The sequence below is a fragment of the Pontibacillus chungwhensis BH030062 genome (assembly GCF_000770675.1).
GTDB lineage: Bacteria > Bacillota > Bacilli > Bacillales > BH030062 > Pontibacillus > Pontibacillus chungwhensis.
In genome coordinates, this window is sequence record NZ_AVBG01000003.1 from 1 (window position 1) to 17,883 (window position 17,883).

23 protein-coding genes and 1 pseudogene are annotated in these 17,883 nt (G+C 38.4%); 7 read left to right on the plus strand and 17 right to left on the minus strand.

Annotation, left to right across the window (positions count from 1 at the left end; translation table 11 throughout):
- Positions 1-86: 86 nt before the first annotated feature.
- On the minus strand, positions 87-260 hold the full coding sequence (gene rpmF / locus N780_RS04695) for a 50S ribosomal protein L32 (protein WP_036780821.1): 174 nt from the start codon (positions 258-260) through the stop codon (positions 87-89).
- A 48-nt stretch (positions 261-308) separates the two neighbouring features.
- Positions 309-821, minus strand: coding sequence for a YceD family protein (locus N780_RS04700; protein ID WP_036780823.1), 513 nt, complete (start codon positions 819-821; stop codon positions 309-311).
- A 258-nt stretch (positions 822-1,079) separates the two neighbouring features.
- On the opposite strand from N780_RS04700, the gene N780_RS04705 reads away from it, so the two are divergent.
- Positions 1,080-2,297, plus strand: a complete 1,218-nt coding sequence (locus N780_RS04705; protein WP_036780826.1) for a nucleotidyltransferase — start codon at positions 1,080-1,082, stop codon at positions 2,295-2,297.
- A gap of 47 nt (positions 2,298-2,344) precedes the next feature.
- On the plus strand, positions 2,345-2,719 hold the full coding sequence (locus tag N780_RS04710) for a hypothetical protein (RefSeq protein WP_036780828.1): 375 nt from the start codon (positions 2,345-2,347) through the stop codon (positions 2,717-2,719).
- 103 nt (positions 2,720-2,822) lie between these two features.
- On the opposite strand, the gene N780_RS04715 is transcribed toward N780_RS04710, so the two are convergent.
- On the minus strand, positions 2,823-3,851 hold the full coding sequence (locus N780_RS04715) for a SepM family pheromone-processing serine protease (protein ID WP_036780830.1): 1,029 nt from the start codon (positions 3,849-3,851) through the stop codon (positions 2,823-2,825).
- Entirely contained in the window at positions 3,838-4,635 is a 798-nt protein-coding gene (locus N780_RS04720) for a patatin-like phospholipase family protein (protein ID WP_036780832.1), read from the minus strand. The genes N780_RS04715 and N780_RS04720 overlap by 14 nt, the downstream gene beginning before the upstream one ends.
- 167 nt (positions 4,636-4,802) lie before the next feature.
- Here N780_RS04720 and spoVV point away from each other — a divergent pair, with 167 nt between their 5' ends.
- The gene (gene spoVV / locus N780_RS04725; RefSeq protein WP_036780835.1) at positions 4,803-6,014 is read left to right on the plus strand and encodes a dipicolinic acid transporter SpoVV; all 1,212 of its coding nucleotides are present in this window, start codon (positions 4,803-4,805) and stop codon (positions 6,012-6,014) included.
- A 23-nt stretch (positions 6,015-6,037) separates the two neighbouring features.
- On the opposite strand, the gene coaD is transcribed toward spoVV, so the two are convergent.
- From coaD to N780_RS04740, 3 genes are all read right to left on the minus strand, one after another.
- Complete coding sequence (gene coaD, locus N780_RS04730) at positions 6,038-6,520, minus strand: pantetheine-phosphate adenylyltransferase (RefSeq protein WP_036780837.1); 483 nt, start codon at positions 6,518-6,520, stop codon at positions 6,038-6,040.
- Positions 6,521-6,532: 12 nt separating this feature from the next.
- Positions 6,533-7,132 carry a 16S rRNA (guanine(966)-N(2))-methyltransferase RsmD gene (gene rsmD / locus N780_RS04735; RefSeq protein WP_084599344.1) on the minus strand — a complete coding sequence of 200 codons (600 nt, stop codon included), beginning with the start codon at positions 7,130-7,132 and terminating at the stop codon, positions 6,533-6,535.
- A 274-nt stretch (positions 7,133-7,406) separates the two neighbouring features.
- Positions 7,407-8,828 (minus strand): stalk domain-containing protein, encoded by a 1,422-nt coding sequence (locus N780_RS04740; RefSeq protein ID WP_036780841.1) that lies wholly within the window; start codon positions 8,826-8,828, stop codon positions 7,407-7,409.
- 105 nt (positions 8,829-8,933) lie between these two features.
- On the opposite strand from N780_RS04740, the gene N780_RS04745 reads away from it, so the two are divergent.
- Positions 8,934-9,323: a DUF7147 family protein gene (locus N780_RS04745; RefSeq protein WP_036780843.1), complete on the plus strand. Its 390-nt coding sequence runs from the start codon at positions 8,934-8,936 to the stop codon at positions 9,321-9,323.
- Between the two features lie 39 nt (positions 9,324-9,362).
- Here N780_RS04745 and N780_RS04750 read toward each other — a convergent pair whose 3' ends face one another.
- A complete protein-coding gene (locus tag N780_RS04750; RefSeq protein WP_036780847.1) occupies positions 9,363-9,641 on the minus strand; it encodes a YlbG family protein in 279 nt (92 codons plus the stop codon).
- Between the two features lie 101 nt (positions 9,642-9,742).
- Between N780_RS04750 and N780_RS04755 the strand changes: the two genes are divergently transcribed.
- On the plus strand, positions 9,743-10,066 hold the full coding sequence (locus N780_RS04755) for a hypothetical protein (protein WP_052114896.1): 324 nt from the start codon (positions 9,743-9,745) through the stop codon (positions 10,064-10,066).
- Between the two features lie 6 nt (positions 10,067-10,072).
- On the opposite strand, the gene N780_RS04760 is transcribed toward N780_RS04755, so the two are convergent.
- The 5 genes from N780_RS04760 to N780_RS04780 all read right to left on the minus strand — a co-directional run bounded on the left by N780_RS04760 (position 10,073) and on the right by N780_RS04780 (position 12,935).
- The gene (locus tag N780_RS04760) at positions 10,073-10,513 is read right to left on the minus strand and encodes a YlbF/YmcA family competence regulator (protein ID WP_036780851.1); all 441 of its coding nucleotides are present in this window, start codon (positions 10,511-10,513) and stop codon (positions 10,073-10,075) included.
- Between the two features lie 67 nt (positions 10,514-10,580).
- A complete protein-coding gene (locus N780_RS04765) occupies positions 10,581-10,814 on the minus strand; it encodes a YlbE-like family protein (RefSeq protein ID WP_036780854.1) in 234 nt (77 codons plus the stop codon).
- Positions 10,815-10,825: 11 nt separating this feature from the next.
- Entirely contained in the window at positions 10,826-11,251 is a 426-nt protein-coding gene (ylbD, locus tag N780_RS04770) for a spore coat protein YlbD (protein WP_036780857.1), read from the minus strand.
- A gap of 71 nt (positions 11,252-11,322) precedes the next feature.
- On the minus strand, positions 11,323-12,393 hold the full coding sequence (locus tag N780_RS04775) for a CAP domain-containing protein (RefSeq protein WP_036780859.1): 1,071 nt from the start codon (positions 12,391-12,393) through the stop codon (positions 11,323-11,325).
- A gap of 113 nt (positions 12,394-12,506) precedes the next feature.
- Positions 12,507-12,935, minus strand: coding sequence for a CBS domain-containing protein (locus N780_RS04780; RefSeq protein WP_036780860.1), 429 nt, complete (start codon positions 12,933-12,935; stop codon positions 12,507-12,509).
- Between the two features lie 380 nt (positions 12,936-13,315).
- On the opposite strand from N780_RS04780, the gene N780_RS04785 reads away from it, so the two are divergent.
- Positions 13,316-13,771: a YugN family protein gene (locus N780_RS04785; RefSeq protein WP_036780863.1), complete on the plus strand. Its 456-nt coding sequence runs from the start codon at positions 13,316-13,318 to the stop codon at positions 13,769-13,771.
- A 96-nt stretch (positions 13,772-13,867) separates the two neighbouring features.
- Here N780_RS04785 and mscL read toward each other — a convergent pair.
- Positions 13,868-14,248: pseudogene (gene mscL, locus N780_RS04790) on the minus strand (large conductance mechanosensitive channel protein MscL); the annotation flags it as partial.
- Between the two features lie 144 nt (positions 14,249-14,392).
- On the opposite strand from mscL, the gene ytvI reads away from it, so the two are divergent.
- Positions 14,393-15,451, plus strand: coding sequence for a sporulation integral membrane protein YtvI (gene ytvI / locus N780_RS04795; protein WP_036781630.1), 1,059 nt, complete (start codon positions 14,393-14,395; stop codon positions 15,449-15,451).
- Between the two features lie 47 nt (positions 15,452-15,498).
- Here ytvI and N780_RS04800 read toward each other — a convergent pair whose 3' ends face one another.
- The 3 genes from N780_RS04800 to ctaG all read right to left on the minus strand — a co-directional run bounded on the left by N780_RS04800 (position 15,499) and on the right by ctaG (position 17,813).
- The gene (locus N780_RS04800) at positions 15,499-16,014 is read right to left on the minus strand and encodes a GNAT family N-acetyltransferase (protein ID WP_036780866.1); all 516 of its coding nucleotides are present in this window, start codon (positions 16,012-16,014) and stop codon (positions 15,499-15,501) included.
- 366 nt (positions 16,015-16,380) lie between these two features.
- Entirely contained in the window at positions 16,381-16,842 is a 462-nt protein-coding gene (locus N780_RS04805; RefSeq protein ID WP_036780868.1) for a DUF420 domain-containing protein, read from the minus strand.
- 80 nt (positions 16,843-16,922) lie between these two features.
- Positions 16,923-17,813, minus strand: coding sequence for a cytochrome c oxidase assembly factor CtaG (gene ctaG / locus N780_RS04810; RefSeq protein WP_036780872.1), 891 nt, complete (start codon positions 17,811-17,813; stop codon positions 16,923-16,925).
- Positions 17,814-17,883 lie beyond the last annotated feature (70 nt).

Below are 17,883 nucleotides of genomic sequence, written 5' to 3' on the forward strand. Positions count from 1 at the left end.
TTTATGCCAAATTTTCTAATACCCCAACAAATATTTTAGAGCCAAAAAAAGAGCGCCTCTATGAGACACTCTTCTTTCAGAACGGTTTATTGTTCAACAACTTGTTTACCATTGTACTGTCCGCAAGATTTGCAAACATGGTGTTGTTTAGTGTATTCACCGCAGTTTTGGCATTCTACCATTCCTGGTAAGTGAAGTTTCTTGTGAGTACGACGTTGGTTTTTAACCTTTTTTGAAGTTCTACGCTTTGGTACTGCCATGTGTTACACCTCCTTCATGCACGATCCAGATTGTATGTGATGGATCTCTTACTCTTTGTTATCATCTAAAAATTGTTGAAGCTTTGCAAGGCGAGGGTCCACCTTTTCTTCTTGCTTCTCCTCTGTGACTAGCTGCCAGCCATGCCCCTCAGAAAGAGCATCCTCTAGCACCTCGTCATCAGCGAACACTTGCAAAGGAACTTCCAATATTACATTTTCCTTGATATAAGGCGTTAAGTCAAGAACTTCTCCAGCAATTTCATGGATCTCATCTTCACCTTCTTGGTGGTATGGAGATAGCGAGAAGACTTCTACCGCATCGAAGGAAAACGGATACTTCACATCCGCTAATGTACGAGCACATGGGAGCGTCATCGTGCCAGAGACAGAGAAACGAAATGTAACCGTATCTCCATTACGAGTAGCTTCACCCTTTACGTGTACATCAGGTATGGATCGGATGTCATTAGGCATTTCTTCTAATTCAGAAATGTCAACGTGATCATCAAACGTTACCGGTTCTAGATCAGCTGCTTTTAATTTTTGTAAAGCAAATTTCATTCTAATCACCTCAAGGCAACAAGAGTTATTTTAAAAGGAAATAGACAATTTGTCAACATTTTTTCTTTACAGCAATATCACTGTTTATCATTTCGCTTTTATAGTCTTCTCACTATGCCACAACTTAACCCGTGACGCAAGTAACACACGACAAAATGCCTCCTTTATATTGATTTCGCTTCCCTATTTCGTTAGTTTATAATCATAGTAACTCTAAGTACTTGAACGGAAAATATATGATGAAAGAGGTTAAACGCCATGAAATCGTGCGGACTTATTGTTGAGTATAATCCTTTTCACTTCGGTCACCAATATCATCTCAAGCAATCTAAGGAAGCATCTGGTGCGGATTGCATGATTGCAGTAATGAGTGGAAATTTCCTTCAAAGAGGAGAGCCAGCTATTATAGATAAGTGGCATCGAACTCAAATCGCCTTATCTCAAGGGGTCGATATCGTTTTAGAACTCCCCTACGTTTTTGCAGTACAAAATAGTGATTTATTTGCAAAAGGTGCTGTATTCACTCTTCATGAAATCGGTATAGACACCATTTGTTTCGGAAGCGAACAAGGTGATATCACTCCTTTTATGAAGGCATATGATCACTTAAATAGTCAACAAGAGTATTACAAAGAGTCTCTCCACCACTTTTTAAACTTGGGTTATTCATTTCCAGAGGCTAGCCGACACGCCTACAAAGCAATTGGTTTGTCAGAGGATTCTATTGACTTAACTCAGCCAAATAATATTCTAGGCTTTAGTTACACGAAAACCATTCTTGATTACAACTTACCGATTGCCCCTATGACCATACAACGCACTAAAAGCGGCTATCACGATGAAACGATTACCCATAAAATAGCAAGCGCTACAAGTATACGAAAATCCATTCTCAAACAACAAGAAATGACTCAAGAAGCTGAAGGAGCTTTGCCACCTTCTTCAATAGATAAACTAAGAGAATATGGGCATAAAGCGAATGGCTGGCATTACTGGGATCGGTATTTCCCTTTACTACACTATAAACTAACTACCCTTTCACCAGAAGAGATCAGAACATTTCACGGTGTTGAAGAAGGACTTGAATTTCGATTAAAGCATACAATAAAAGAAGCCACAACATTTGAAGAATGGATGAACTTACTGAAGACGAAACGATATACATGGACACGACTTCAACGGACGATCACTCATATTCTTACAAATACAAAAAAGGAAGAACTTCGTCCATTACATGAACTTGAAAGAGTGCCATACGTCCGTTTATTAGGAATGTCAGAGACGGGTCGGAAGTATATTAAGGAACAAAAGAAAAAAATGAACGTACCTATCCTGACAAATATGCAGTCAGGAGAACATGAATTTGTTACAATAGAAGAGCGTTCTGTGGACGCCTATTTCTCATGTTTGCCAATGGTGCAAAGAAAATCCTTGCGAAAGAGAGAGATAGGCCCACCTGTAATGCCACATATGTGAAACTTTTCTAGTGGACCTATCGTCCAAAGATTAAAGGGGGAATGAGGTTGCGCAATCTGTTACGATGGTTCAGCATTACATTCCTTGCGCTGTTCATCATTGTCGGGTCTATTGGATTCGCATTTAAAGACACCTTATTTCAAGAAGGTAATCCAATCCCCGTGATCAGCGGCATCGTACAGCTTAAACTTGGCGACAAACCTTATGTGCAGATTGATACTGAATCAGAGACCTACATTACACCACACACCCCTGTGGAGGGCGATTATTACTACATCGTCAAGACCTTTATGGGAGAGAAAGGATTCGCTTTCCTAGAACAAAAAGGAACGGATCTAATTTTCTCTAAAGGAGAAGACAAAACAACCGTGGAAACACGGATGTATACTTCTGATTACTATATTTTTTCAATCGGCCAGTAGCGCCACGACATAGCGAAGAAAGCTGGACCTCAGATATTGGCCTTCAACTAAGTCAAAAAGGCCCCAAATTGTATTCTGTACAATTTGGGGCCCTTTCTAACCTTTATTCTTCTGTTTTAGGATCTAAGTCCTTTAAATACTGCAACGCTTCCTCAAAAGTGTCTACAGGCACAATTTTCATGTCTGTCCCAATATCTTCAGCTGTCTTTTTAGCTACCTCGTAATTAGAACCCTCTTTTCCTCCTTCATTTGGAGCGAAAAAGATTTCAATCCCTTCTTCGTCAGAAGCTACGACTTTTTTGTCGATTCCACCAATACGCCCTACTTTCCCTTCATATGATATTTCTCCTGTACCAGCCACTTGATAACCTTTTGTAATATCACTTTCTGTTAATTGATCATAAATTTCCAACGAAAACATGAGTCCCGCACTAGGTCCTCCAATTTCTCCACTTTTGAAGTTTACTGGAGGATCCACTTTAACACTGCGATCGGTCACAAGCCCGATCCCCATAATAGCTCTTTCTTCTTCAGGATGTTTTTGTAACGATACCGTTTCGGTCATTTTCTTATCTTTTCGTTCAAACGTTACTTCTACGCTATCCCCTACATTAAGCGGGGCTATTAAATCAATAAGTTCTTCTGACTTTTTAATCTCTTTACCATTTACTTCTATAATACGATCCCCAATTTCAAGCTTCCCTTCTGCTGGCATATCTTGACCTACGCTCATAACGTAGACACCCTCATAATTAATCGTAATATCTTTCCCTGCAGCTTGATAGGCTACGACTTGGGCAGCTTCTTGAGACGATTCCATAACCTGAAGTTGGGCATGGTGATACTCATTTTGACTAACTCCTTCAGGTAGGATATCTTCAATGTCATAAATTTCATGATATGGGAGAATTTTAGCAATTACATACCGAATTGGCGTTGCAGGCCCACCGCTAACGGTAACCAAGTGCATTTCTCCATCACTATTGAATCCATCTTGAACTTGTACTACTGGATTTAAGTCATCAGCCGATCCAGGCTGATAAATGTAATACGGCAAGCGGTACTGAGCCAAGAAAAAGGCAAGTACCACTACTACCGCAAATACTATAAAATATCTTTTATTCTGCTTCATGGTCGGGCTCCTTCCAATTCTCTATATACGTTCGAATCGCTTCAATGTGGCGATTCGCTTCTTCCTCTCCCTCACTTACGATCTCAACTGTATCCGTAAAGGCTCTCGAACTAAACTTCTTCACATCCGGTTTCAACATAAAATCAGCATCAAGATCAATCTGGCTGAGCAATTCATCTTGCATGATTTCTATACTTTGAATAATCACATCATAGATGGATTGAACATCATTACTGCCGTCAAAGTGGGCACAATCCACCCCAATTACAATATCTGCTCCCATCTCTCTTGCTACAGACACCGGAACCCGATCAACAACCCCTCCGTCGATCAATAAACGGTCTCTAATCTTTACAGGCACAAAAATGCCAGGGATGGAGATGCTTGCTCTAACCGCATCTGCTGTATTGCCTTCTTTAAAAATAACTTTCTCACCCGTATGCAGATCTGTTGCAATGACGGAGAATGGGATATCTAAATCCTCAATATTTTTTCTGTACGTAAATAAGCTTATGTACTCTTTAATACGCTTACCTTGAATGAAACCCATTTTTGGAACGGTAAAATCTAAATAATACTTACGCTTAAACGTTTTAGCCAGCTTATATAGCTGTTCCATATCCTGCCCAGCACAATACAAAGATCCAACGAGTGCTCCCATACTACTTCCCGCAATTAGATCAACTGGTATACCCGCATCTTTAAACGCCTTTAACACACCCAGATGGGCAAACCCTCTCGCCCCCCCAGAGCCTAAGGCCAATCCAACAACAGGTCTCTTCACTCTAAGACCTCCCTTTTTCTTGCCATTCTTTTCTTATTTTATGGCATAAATCCCTTTCTCATGAGCGTATAGTGATATAGAAACGCTTGTACTGTATGTATATGTTATGAACATTTTACTATTTCCCAAAATAGAAGTACAGTCGGTCAATTTGTAGGGGGCTTTATATGAAATCACAAATTAAATCATTAACACTCGCGTTATTGGCATTATTTATTGCTTTCTCGCTAATTCGCTTCCCTGATCAAGCTCTTGAGGCGTCCATCCGGGGATTAAATATGTGGTGGGAAATTGTGTTCCCCTCCCTGCTCCCATTTTTCATTACGGCTGAACTTTTAATAGGCTTCGGAGTTGTTCGTTTCATAGGGATTATTTTTGAACCAATTATGAGACCAATCTTTAGAGTTCCTGGGGTTGGAAGCTTTGTATGGGCAATGGGTATGGCTAGTGGTTACCCATCTGGGGCTAAGTTAACAGCCAGGTTAAGGCAAGAAAAGCAGCTTACAAGGATAGAAGCTGAGCGACTCGTTTCTTTCACTAATGCTTCAAATCCACTGTTTATATTTGGAGCCGTTTCTGTAGGATTCTTTCACGACCCTACCTTAGGAATTTTACTAGCAGCAAGCCATTACTTAGGAAATACCTTAGTAGGCATATGCATGCGTTTTTATGGTCGAGAGCAAACCCCTACACGAGATCGTTCAAGAGACAGAATCACTTTAAAAAAGGCTTTCTTAGCCCTTCATCAGACACGCTTGGAAGAACCACGCCCATTTGGTAAATTTTTTGGAGATGCTGTTTTATCCTCTATCCAAACTTTACTTATGATCGGTGGATTTATTATCATGTTTTCCGTGTTTAATAAGCTATTATTTTTAGTAGGAATTACCCCTATTATTGCCGGGGCAATAGGTATACTATTCCAGATGCTTACACTACCTCAAGAATTGACCCTACCGTTTATTTCCGGATTATTTGAAATTACACTTGGTTCTCAGATGACGGCTCAAGCTGAGAATTCAGTTCTATTACAACAAGTCATTTGTGTCAGCTTCATACTAGCTTTTAACGGTTTTTCTGTACAAGCACAAGTAGCTAGCATTTTAGCTGATACAGACATCCGGTTCCGTCCTTATTTCTTGGCGCGTATTCTTCACGGTCTTTTTGCTGCCGGGTTAAGTGTACTTCTGTTTGTACCCCTCTATGTGGACCGGCAAGCCTTCGAATCCGATGAATCTCCGGTTTGGCTCAGATTAAGCAAGCATGAAACATTCTGGTCAGAGCTTTTCGAGAAGCTTGTAAATATAGGCCCACTCATGACTATAGCTTCCTTAGCTATTGCCAGTCTTATTTTGTATAGAAGAATCATAAAAAAATAGCCCAACTAACTTTTGGTTAGGGGCTATTTCTTATATTTAGCTTTTAAGGCTTTTTCTATTTGTGGAGGTACCAATTCAGATACATCTCCATTATATTTTGACACTTCTTTCACGATACTTGAACTTAAGAATGAGTACTGATTATTTGTCATGACAAAAAACGTTTCAATGGAGTCATTCAATTTTCGGTTCATGGCAGTAATTTGCATCTCATATTCAAAGTCACTGACAGCTCGTAGCCCTCTTAGTACAACATTAGCACCTTTTTCTTCAGCATAATCAATTAGTAAACCGCTACTAGAGTCAACAGTTACATTATCAAGATGACTCGTAACCTCTTGTATCAATTCAATGCGTTCTTCAACAGAAAATAGCGGAGATTTAGCGCGGTTATGAAACACCGCTACCGTTACATGATCAAAAATCTTTGCTCCACGCTCTATTATATCAAGGTGACCATATGTAATCGGGTCAAAACTTCCAGGACAAATTGCTAATGTTGCCATTGAAATCCTCCTCTATTCTTGTTTATAAAGACTAATGGATATAATACTTGAATAAGTTTCGTGACGAAAGCGCTTAAAAGGACCTAGTGTATCAGGTAAAGATTGTTCTGAGGAATGTTCGCAAACAATAGTTGTGCCTTCATGAACTACGGTATGCTCAAGCATAGAATCAATAAGCTCCTGATATGAGAATTTATCATAAGGAGGATCTAGGAATACAAGGTCGAAACATAACCCTCTTTTTCCTGCTGCTTTTATCGCTCTGTAAGCATCATTCTTATAGACTTCTGCATGCTCTTCTAATTTAAGAGTCTTCAAATTCTCATAAATCGTCGCAATAGCTTTTGGATGCTTATCCACGAAAATCGACTTATCCATACCTCTACTTAATGACTCAATACCAAGACCCCCACTTCCAGCAAATAAGTCAAGGCACACGCCCCCTTCAAAGTATGGGCCAATCATTTGAAATAATGCTTCTTTCACTTTGTCTGTCGTTGGACGTGTCAACCGATGAGGCACTGGTTGAAGTTGTCTTCCTTTATGTTCTCCTGCTATTACGCGCATAGAGTCAACACCTTTCTCTAACCATTTCGTACATAATCCTACCATAAACGTTCACAAAGAGAAAACTCACACATCCCCATCTACCCTCAACCTTTTTTCATCATCCTTAATTTTATTTAATAAGAGGTGTATAAATGGAACTGAAACCGCTCATACTGTCTAAGGAACGGTTAGGGTTCCTCCTAATCGTTCCCGAAGACGGAGAAGACTTACGTTCCCCATAAGTTCTTCCTCCGGTTTCTCCTCTCCCTTTGCCTTTTTGATTTGATGAGAATTAAATCAAAAAAGGTGCCTGCAGACAAATGTCTGCAGGCTTTTTTTATTCCTTGATATAAAGAGTTTGGTTCCCCTCTTGAACATCGATCCTTAATATATCCTTCATATAACGCTCTTGAATATAAACCTCTTTGTTAACTTGTATGAGTACCTCACTAGCTATACCGAATGACTCCTCGTTTTCAATATAGGTTTGTTTATTAAGAGAGAACCTCCAGGTGTCATCTGCTTTTCTTACTATATAGACATTTTCACTAGGAATACCTGTTATATCCATATCAATTAATGTAGCTAAACCACCCAGGGGATAAAAACGGTCTCCATTGATTTTTATTGGTCTCCAGCTAACCTTAACTGGATTACTATTTACGAGAATATCTTTTGTCTCATAAAAGTATAAAGGAACATAAGGCGTCTCGAGAGACATGTTTTCTTTAAAGAATGATGTTTCGAGCCCTTTTACTTCTCCGAGCATTTCATCTAAGTATGTTGGGATTTGAGTTTCTTCTTCCCTTGAGAGAGAGGTTAAAAATTTCTCACTCTCTTTTTCAGTTAACTGTTCTATTAATGCCGTTTTTATTTTCTTGCCTTTTTCCGTATTAGGACTTGTATTAGCAGCATAAGCTACAACAGAATCTATTAACCATTTCATCTCTTCAGGAACACTAGATCCTGCAGTAAGTAGTGAATAATACCAAGATTCTTTGAAGGAATGTAGGTTCAGTGAAGCAACGTGTATAACTCCTTTTTGAGACGGTTTGGATTTACTTCCTACTATCACGATAAGGGGTTCGTCAGATAATGGTTCATATACATCTTGTATTTGCTCTAAAGTCTTTTCAGGTAAACGATCTTTGGAGTAAAACGTGATAAGACCTTTTTGCTGTTCTGAATAACCTTCTGCTTCAAAAGGATAAAGCGGAAAGGAATCTGCTTTTCGTTCTTCCCACTGATAAAAATCAATATGGTCTTTTTTAATTTGTGCAACTTCTAAGCCAGGGCTCATCCAAAGCCATTTAGAAGGTTGTTTCTCTATAACAGATACTTCTATTTCTATCGGCACAAAGGAATCATTTCTTTCTAGCCCAATAAACCATACACCAGAAATCCAATCCTCATCCTCAAAAGGAAGTTCATATGTGAAGTGAAGTTCTTTATTGGCGGAAACTGTAACGACAGTAGAGGATTTTTCTAACAGACAAGGTTTCCCTTCCTCATAGACACATTCTATATTTTTGATACCTTCTGGGATCCTTAAAGAATAAGTCCCTTCTCTAACAGCTGTAAAAGACTGTTCCACATAAACACTAGCACCTTCATGGGTTATTCGGACGTTCGTTTTCGGTGAAGGTGCGCTAGCATCAGCCTCCTGATCACCATACGTATACATACTCCACTGGTATAAAACAAGAAGTGTCAGTAAGAATATTAGTGGGATTATGTAAAGTAAAGATTTCCTAATCATAGTCTGTAACTCCTCAATATTTCAAGCGGTATACAATAAAATCTATCTATCCTCTTTATTTTTTGCTAAAGTATCATAAGAGATGATCATGAAAGAGGTGGCAAAATGATTCAGCGTTTTATTGAACTAGGTCAAGGGTATTCCGATTTATACGAATTACTTACAATAAGCAGAGGTATGCCTGAGCGTATACAACATCTGATGGCATTTCACACTACCACAGGAGAAGAAAAGCGCACCTCCCTCGTTGTTGTGATGAAACCTACAACTCCAGGAGATTTTCAACCGCTTTATATTTGTCGTGAAGGAATTCCTTATCCACATGACATTCCTAATAAACGATATGATTTGTTCCAAAGTCTAGCTAAAGATCTTCAAAAGGAGATTATTGAACTCACGGTTCAGCCTAGTCATATTTTTGGTGAGCGCGAACTGTTTTACCAGCACCTTATAGGTATACTACGAATGAACCGCTACATTGCTCCTATGAGTTAAGCATTAAAAAGAGCACGGGACCATCATCCCATGCTCTTTTTATATACTGCCGTATTTATAATCATATTCTTTTGCTTTATCTGGTTTGGAATTTTCATATTCCGTTCGTATAAAAGGCTTGTAAGAAGGCTCTACCTTCTGAATATAATGAAGTTTAGAAAGCTTAGTCATAACGTCTTCTATTTCGTCCTGATTGACGTATAAAAGAGCATACTTATGTTTTTTCGATGCATGTACTAAATGACCATAACGTTTAATCTGGCGGATATTTTTCATATGTTGGAACCATATGACCAATCCTTGTCTCTTTGTAAACATAGGGCATCCTCTTTCATAAATGGTTTTAAATAAGTTTAGCAAATATTGCGAAAAGGTTCAATCGCAGAATAAATATCTTTTGTAACCTGGGGGGAATGAATATGACAGACGTAGAAAAAGCCTGGCATTTATTCATGGTGACATTAAATCAAGACCCGTGCACTCTTACATGTTATAAAAAGACAATTACAGGGATCCCTTTTGTTTATGTAAGCCCTTCTTCTCCCAATATTGAAAGAACGATGATTGAAGATAGCCTTAAGAAGGCTGCTGCTTCTGCCATGAAAGGAAAACGCCTCACCCTCTCTATGAGCTTCGTGAGAGAGCATGAGGCGCTATATGTGTATCGAGTCCGCTTTCTTGTTCCTCAGCAAAAAATGTTTTGTTGTGGAAACATGTGCATAGACTGTATTCGATTCCAGTAATTTTGGTTAAGAGCAGCCACAGCCGCCTCCACTACCGCAACCACAACCGCCGCCTGTATCTTGAAATACCGCTCCATCTTTTGGAACTTTAATTTGCGGACTTATGCTTCCGGCTATGATTTGGCTAAGTTCATCAAGTAACTTCTGAAGTTCACGTTCAGCTACCTTATAAGCGGCTACATAATCATTCATATCCATATCACGCTTTTTCTGACGTACCGCCTTCATAATTTGGTTGTAATCAGGATGATATCGACCGAACCTCTCAACCTCTTCATACTGTGTTTTACTATCTTGAAAAGCACGAATCAGGCGCTGAGCCTCTCGATCCCGCTCCATATCTTGTTTAGCTTGGAGGTATCTTTCATATACATCTGAACCTGATACCAACTTTCCTAACTGTTCACTTTGATCCAGAATTTCAACTGTCTCCGAAGTAGCTAGCAAGTAAATCACCTCCACTAGCTATTTTACCAAATTCTTTTAGAAAAACGAAATATTTATGAACATTTTTTTACTCTTTCATCGCCTGAGCCATTTGCATAAGCATTTGAACCATTTGCAACTGATTGGTCATCCTCTCCATTTTCTGAGAAGTCGTTTTTCCAAAGAAGTATTTGGCTTCCTCTTCCATGTTAGGCAAAACCCCAGGATCACGCGTGATTTTACGATACCATTTGGGATTTTGCCGAATAAAATTGATTAAATCAGGTCGATTATTTAAGTACTGATAAACACCTGGTTGCACAAGAGCCCTCCTTAATCACGGCCAAATCCAAATGGCGATTTTTTTTGGGCGTTTCCTTTAGTAGGATTTGTCTTTTTCATCTCCTGGAACTGTCCTACAAGATTTTGTATATTTGATATGGCTCCATTTAATTGTTGAATATGACCTTGAACTTTGTTTAAGTCTACATTTTCAATCATATTCATAAACTGGCCCATCATCTCTTTATTGTTTGTAGAATCTTGAGCTTCTCCCTCTGTTTGTTGATCATTCGTTTTTCCTTGTTCACTTTCCTCAGTAAACTGTTTCCAGTATGGGTCATCCTCCCCTAACAACACCCACTTTTCATAGTAAGGCTGCCAACTCTCCTGATTATCACGAACATGTTTTATTAACTTTGGGTATCGTCCAGTAAATTCTTTAAACTCTGCAACAGACGGATGTAAGTTTGAACTCATTCTGTACCACCTCACATTTAGATCTTTCTTTAAGATAGTATATGAGTGACAGAAGAGTCGTGTGCATCTGCCTAGTAGGGTTGTTCGAGAAAGTTCTGAGTATAGTAGTATCTATAAACACCTACGCCTAGGTGTGTGTAGTTTTCATTCAATAATGCTTCCCTGTGTCCTGCACTATTCAACCATCCTTCCACAACTGAAGGAGCATCTGGGTACTGAGCTGCAATATTTTCTCCAGCTGAAGCATATTGTATCTTACTTTTTCGCAAACGTTCTTCTAAACCGTCTCCATCAAGGGAAATATGAGAAAAATAATTATGGACAGACATATCTTTACTATGTCTGAAAGCAACCCCAGCAGTTAATTCATCCCAAACTAAGCCTTCTTTACCAAATCGGCTGCGAATCTGGTTTGATATGGCATGGATTTGTTTCTCCATCCCATATTCAATTGCTTTCCAATCCTCATCCATGACGAGAGGAAGTTCAGGCAGTTGTCCAGAATAAGAGACGTTGTAAGGACGGTGTAAAAGAAGTGTATCATTTGTTAACAAACGAACAGATGACAAATCATTTGTAATGGAATCGAAGTACAACTGCATAACTACAGTATCATCTAACTTAACAAGAGGACGTTGAATGTAGTCTTCACTTGTTAAAGTAAAAAGGAAAGACCCCTCACTTGTTACAACTTCGACTTCCTCTTTCAAGGATAGAATCCCTTCAATCTCTTCCCTTGTTTGTCCGATCTTAATAGATTCAAGTACCAAAGAAGGACCAATACCATAGACTGATACTACTTTGTTTTGATTCATACCAATTTGGTAATAGTTTTCACCGCTACCATAAATCCACCATTTATATCCATAAGGGGTCGGGTCCTTTCGATCAGCCTTTCCTAATAATAATTCTACCTCACTGGCGGTCTTACCAATGAATTCTTTTAAGGGAATAGAAGAAACCTGACTATTATCTTTAATAGAAGTATGCACTGGAACTGCTAGGCTTCCCTCATTCTTTCCTTTCATTTCTGAGGATGGAGCTACGGATTTTTGTGGTACCTCTTTCTTTTCGCTAAAGCCCATTATATACACACCAACGATAAGTGATAAAAAGAAACTAATTGCAAGGGTACTCTTCAAGCTCTCACGCTCCCTCTATACTGATACTCTAGTATAATGGCACACAAGCTAAAATATGATATAAATCACAGAACGAAAAAGCCCCCTCTATCTTAGAGGGGGCTTAAAACGTATTAATGAAGTTCTGGACGCTCAGAAATTTCTTCTAATGCATGTCCAGCTGCTTCATTGGATTTTTGATCTAATGAAAGATCTCCAAGAGATACAATACCTACAAGCTTCCCATTTTCAACTATAGGCAACCGACGAATTTGTTTATCTGCCATTAAGTCTCCAGCTTCTGTAACAGACGTTTCAGGGGTCACAGAAACCATATGATCACTCATAACCTTTTTAATTGCTGTTGAACCTGAATGCTTTCCTGCATAACCTCTTATGACAAGGTCACGGTCTGTTACCATTCCTAAAAGGTTTTGTTGATTATCACATACAGGAATCGACCCTACATTACGTTCCTTCATTTTAACCGCAGCCTCATAAAGAGTGTCATCTGATGTGCAACATGCTACATCTGTTGTCATAATATCTCGAACTGATTTCATCCAAATCTCCTCCGTTCGTTGTATTCTTGGATGCCTCAATAATCATCCCACGTTTTAATGTGTCCTAATTTAAATATTTCTTGCATGATACTTGGATGGATTTGATTTTTATCATTAGTTATTACAGTCCCCGAGCCTGCCCTGACGTTAATTAGTTGAACGGGCCCGCTTATTGTAGTTACTCATGAGCCTCCTGCCTTCCATCTAAACAAGCTAATACGGGAGATTTATATCGCCAATACAATGATTTGCATAAGTGAAATACAAACAAATGAACGTCAAGTTACTTTTTATAGGTAAATAATTGCAAGTTGGGCGACTTTTTTATATGATTAAGTAAGAACACGTTTACATAAAGACATGATGCGAGGTGGAAACACATGAGAATTGAAGGTAAAGGTATTGAAGGCGCAATCGTGGAACTGAAGAAATTAGACCACTTGATGAAGAAAGCTGGGTTTGTCAGAGGCGGACAATGGGACTACGAACGTGTAACTTACGATTATAAAATTAATACTGCAACAAAAGGCGAAACGTACTATTTACGCGTGCAAGGGTATGCGCTTGAAGGTGACGTAGATAAGCATGACGCAACTATGCAGCTGTTAACCCCTCTCCTAGGAAAACACTATTATCCTCACGGCGTAGAATACGGCGACGGGGAAGATTTTCCTGATACACTTGTAGACAAAAGCAATAAAGTCTTAGATCGCGTCAAAGACATGATTGACGAATTCCAAAATGAACATTTGCTTGACCGAGCTAAGAAGCTTATTGATCAATATCAATTTGACGGCGCAAAAGAGATGCTTGAAAAATACCAGAAGAATAATTAAAGGGTTAGACTGTTAACGATTAGAATCGTTAGCAGTCTTTTCCTTATGCTCTTGAATATGAATAATTGGTGATTTCTTTATTCCTCCTTTATTTTCTGACTGTTCTTTAATGATATCTCTAATATCACCTAATATTTGATCAGTCGTCTCTTTCTGAAACTGAACTTGTCCTTTTGACTCCCCTTTAAGCTTTAAAATCACTTTAAGAAACAGGAAAATAGCAAATGTAATGATAAAAAAGTCGACTGCGGACTGTAGGAATGCGCCATACTGGATGTATACGGTTCCTTTACCTAAGGTAAATTGAACGTGGAGTGCTTGGAGGTTTACGCCCCCCATTAATAAACCAACAATAGGCATTACGATGTCGTCTACAAGTGATTCAATAATTTTCCCAAATGCTCCTCCAATGACAACAGCAATAGATAGATCAAGCACGTTTCCTTTTGTAGCAAAGGTTTTAAATTGTTTCCACATGGACGCTCCCCCTTCTCGTTCCATCGTATGTATATTTACAATAAGACATGTATCCTATTTAAGTTTTTTAACTGTTCAAAAGAATATGTTCATGCTATATTTTCATTATGAGAGTGTTGATTGAAAGGAGCTTCTGAAAGCAAATTGTTCCGTTATATGAGTAAAAAACATTGGATCCTGATTTTCCTAACCATCATCTTAGTCATTGGGGCATATTTTATATTGCCTGTATCCTTGCCACTTTTACTGGCATTCTTTACAGCTTTATTCTTAAATCCATTAGTACGATGGTTACAGTACAAATTTCGCTTTAAGCGAAAACTATCCGTGATTATTGTCTACATTACATTTTTAATTATTATGGGACTAGTAGGGTCCCTACTAGTAACAAAAGCCGTAACACAGGTTATAAACATTGCAAATAACGCTCCTGTCTATTTTGAACAAGTGGAAGAGTTCTTTGATGAGAGAGCAAAAGACACAAATCAATTCGTTGAACGGTTCCCGACAACTGTTGTTGAAGAAGTAAGTGGCACTTTAAAAGAGAAGTTTGATACATATACAAGCGAATATAAAGTGGACGACCAGTTAAAGAAAATAGGGAATTTCCTGGCTGAGATTCCAAACTATTTAGTCAGTTTCCTAGTATACTTAATTGCTCTGTTCTTGTTTATGTTAGAGATACCAAAACTGAAAGCGAAAGCTTATGATCACATGACATCTAAAACAGCTGAGAAAGTACGTTTTATGAACAGTCGTCTTTCTTATGTCGTGTTTGGATTTCTAAAAGCTCAATTTTTAGTCAGTATCATCATCTTTGTCGTATCTTTAATAGGCTTGCTTTATATTTCTCCAAAAGTTGCTATCCTCATGTCCCTGATTATTTGGGCAATAGATTTCGTCCCTATTATTGGTTCAATTGCGGTACTTGGGCCTTGGGCACTTTACGCCTTTATTGTTGGTGACATTGCTATGGGAACGCAACTTTCAATATTAGCAATCGTCCTCTTGGCAATTAGACGAACTGTAGAACCGAAAGTTATGGGACGGCACATCGGGCTCTCTCCTTTAGCTACACTAATTGCAATGTACCTTGGGTTAAAACTAATTGGCGTATTAGGATTCTTTATTGGTCCTTTCATTGTAATTGCCTTTAACTCAGCGAAAGAAGCTGGAATTATTAAGTTTAACTATAAGATATAAATAAAAAGGTGTTATAGCCATTAGGGCCATAACACCTTTTTATTTTTCTATTTTTGCCAAGAGGTTTTTTTATGAGTTTCAAAAACAATTAAACCATCTTCTTCGCCTGTACGTTTAAATCCATTTGCTTCAAGTACCTTACAAGAAGGAACGTTCTGTGATGTACATGTTGCAGCAATCGTATCTACTCCTTCTTGAGAAAACGCCCAGTGAACCATAGAATCTATTGCTTCTTTGGCGTACCCTTGATTACGATGAATATTGGAGATGAAATATCCAATTTCCACCACACCATCAACAGGCTTTCCTTTAAAGCCTATGTCCCCTATGACCATATCTTTATGTTTATGTAAGATGATCCAAGGACCAAATCCATATTCATTACGATCGTTTTCTAAAGCTTCTACATATATAGGAAGCATTGCCTTTAGCCCATCATCCGGCCATAAAGAATCGTATTTGACACTGAGCCAGTCTGGGTAACTCTCTGGGCTAACCATCAGCTGCTGAGCCTGTGAGATCGTTATAGGCGTCATCATTAAACGCTGATTTTCTATATTCATTGTGTAGCCACCTTTCATTTAAAAGTAGTCGGAAATCATTCAGGTCCATTATGTATGTAACTGCTTCTTCCTTTACTACTCTTACCTTTTATCTCAATAAGTTAAACCAAATCACTTGTCTTTTACTCATATTATTTTAAACAGAGACCTAGCCTTACCTACTTTTCTTTTTTTAAATTAACGCTCGTTTCATGTTTGTTGATGTTGTTTAACCTCTTCTACATAAGACTTTTTGAATACTCTATGTTAAGATATGTCACCAGGAAAGGACCGTTACGTTTATGGTCAACTGCCTTTTTCAAAGAAACCTATGTCTTCTAACATAAAAAACCTTCTACCTATTTAATAATAGATAGAAGGAACCCACTAAATACCAAGGATAGCTTTTAACATGCTGGTTGTTTCTCCACCACTATAAATGACATAAAGAAGCAAGTATACGGCAACCCCTGTTATTGCAGTAAAGAACCATATTACGCTTGTAATTGGTCCAAGTTTGCGGTGTTTAGTAATGTTCCGTTTAAAGGCTAAAACGAGTGTAACAATACCAAAAACTCCACCAGTTGTGGCCAAAATGATATGGAAAATCAAAAACAGCGTATAATAGATTTTAATATCATCTGGTCCTCCAAAGCTTGTGTTCCCCACAAAAATCGTTCTTGAAAGATAGATAATAAAAAATGTAAGCGCACTAACAGCCCCTGCAATCATAACCCGTTTGTGCGCCACAACATTACCCTTTGCAATGAGCACCCAGCCAATAGCGATAAAAATCGCACTGATTACAATAAAGGCGGTACTAATAGTAGGTAAAATTGGTAACATCATCGATTCCCCCCATACTCCTCTAATGAAACATTTCTCTATTATGTAAGAAAAAACTCCTCTCTCTCGAAGAGGAGTTATACTTAGTTCGACTCACTTGGTAGCGGATCAATGTTGGTGCTCTCTTTATTAAACCAAGAGAAGAAGATAATCGCCAAAATCGTACCATATACAATTTCTTGTGTTATTTTCATAATAATACCACCTGTCGCTTGGTCTTCGCGAATTGACATTGATGAAAAGATTTCAGGTCCACTTAAGGATAGTCCATCTAACACACCAGGTGGAACACAAAGCTTCATAGCTTCAGCCCAAGACGAAGGATCGCTATATGTGCTATACAGAGAAGTCTCCGCAAAAATAATAAGACCACAAGCTGGTGTTATTAAAACTCCATTAGCAAAGATGAAGCCAATTTTTAGTAATGGCGACAACGTATCTAATTTTTCTAACGGAGCAAAAATGGGGAGCCAAACTAGAAATGCAGTCACAAGTATAACCGTCGTAACCACCGCATGTGCCATTGCATTTGATTTAGTAAAATCAAATACTACAGGTATGTGATATAAAGAGAACAGACCATTAAATAGCAGCAAAGCAATAAGCGGCTTTGCTAAGAGATACAATACATTCTTCAAGATCGGAACGGAGAATAATTTCTCCCACACCCATGAGGGCAACCCTTTTATAATTAAGATGGGAAACACTAAGTAATATAAAGCCATTTGCAACATATGTGCTGTAAATAAAATATGTCCTAGCAAATCAACAGGAGAACCTTTGATAACATAAAGAAGCACTAACCCTGTATAAAACATGCCTTGTTGCACATTAGTAGGCTTTTGATATTGCCCAAAACGCTCCCTTAATGGACCTGTTAACAGAAAATACAACACGCCCAAAGTTACGACAAACAAGAAGTAATAAGGACTCCATAGAGCTCTAAAACCAAATATTTGTATTTCTAACCACATTTATCTCACTCCATGTATCTGTCTTAGGTGTACAACCTATCACCATTATACCTTACTTTCCACCAAAAAC

What these genes read in the sequence shown, in the direction of transcription:
- N780_RS04740 (WP_036780841.1), bottom strand. Translation starts at nt 8,828, where the DNA reads ATGATTAGGAAATCTTTACTTTACATAATCCCACTAATATTCTTACTG.
- N780_RS04700 (WP_036780823.1), bottom strand. Translation starts at nt 821, where the DNA reads ATGAAATTTGCTTTACAAAAATTAAAAGCAGCTGATCTAGAACCGGTA.
- N780_RS04745 (WP_036780843.1), top strand. Translation starts at nt 8,934, where the DNA reads ATGATTCAGCGTTTTATTGAACTAGGTCAAGGGTATTCCGATTTATAC.
- coaD (WP_036780837.1), bottom strand. Translation starts at nt 6,520, where the DNA reads ATGGCAACATTAGCAATTTGTCCTGGAAGTTTTGACCCGATTACATAT.
- N780_RS04750 (WP_036780847.1), bottom strand. Translation starts at nt 9,641, where the DNA reads ATGTTTACAAAGAGACAAGGATTGGTCATATGGTTCCAACATATGAAA.
- N780_RS04785 (WP_036780863.1), top strand. Translation starts at nt 13,316, where the DNA reads ATGAGAATTGAAGGTAAAGGTATTGAAGGCGCAATCGTGGAACTGAAG.
- ctaG (WP_036780872.1), bottom strand. Translation starts at nt 17,813, where the DNA reads ATGTGGTTAGAAATACAAATATTTGGTTTTAGAGCTCTATGGAGTCCT.
- N780_RS04715 (WP_036780830.1), bottom strand. Translation starts at nt 3,851, where the DNA reads ATGAAGCAGAATAAAAGATATTTTATAGTATTTGCGGTAGTAGTGGTA.
- N780_RS04755 (WP_052114896.1), top strand. Translation starts at nt 9,743, where the DNA reads ATGACAGACGTAGAAAAAGCCTGGCATTTATTCATGGTGACATTAAAT.
- N780_RS04805 (WP_036780868.1), bottom strand. Translation starts at nt 16,842, where the DNA reads ATGATGTTACCAATTTTACCTACTATTAGTACCGCCTTTATTGTAATC.
- rsmD (WP_084599344.1), bottom strand. Translation starts at nt 7,132, where the DNA reads ATGGTAGGATTATGTACGAAATGGTTAGAGAAAGGTGTTGACTCTATG.
- N780_RS04780 (WP_036780860.1), bottom strand. Translation starts at nt 12,935, where the DNA reads ATGAAATCAGTTCGAGATATTATGACAACAGATGTAGCATGTTGCACA.
- rpmF (WP_036780821.1), bottom strand. Translation starts at nt 260, where the DNA reads ATGGCAGTACCAAAGCGTAGAACTTCAAAAAAGGTTAAAAACCAACGT.
- spoVV (WP_036780835.1), top strand. Translation starts at nt 4,803, where the DNA reads ATGAAATCACAAATTAAATCATTAACACTCGCGTTATTGGCATTATTT.
- ylbD (WP_036780857.1), bottom strand. Translation starts at nt 11,251, where the DNA reads ATGAGTTCAAACTTACATCCGTCTGTTGCAGAGTTTAAAGAATTTACT.
- N780_RS04800 (WP_036780866.1), bottom strand. Translation starts at nt 16,014, where the DNA reads ATGAATATAGAAAATCAGCGTTTAATGATGACGCCTATAACGATCTCA.
- N780_RS04705 (WP_036780826.1), top strand. Translation starts at nt 1,080, where the DNA reads ATGAAATCGTGCGGACTTATTGTTGAGTATAATCCTTTTCACTTCGGT.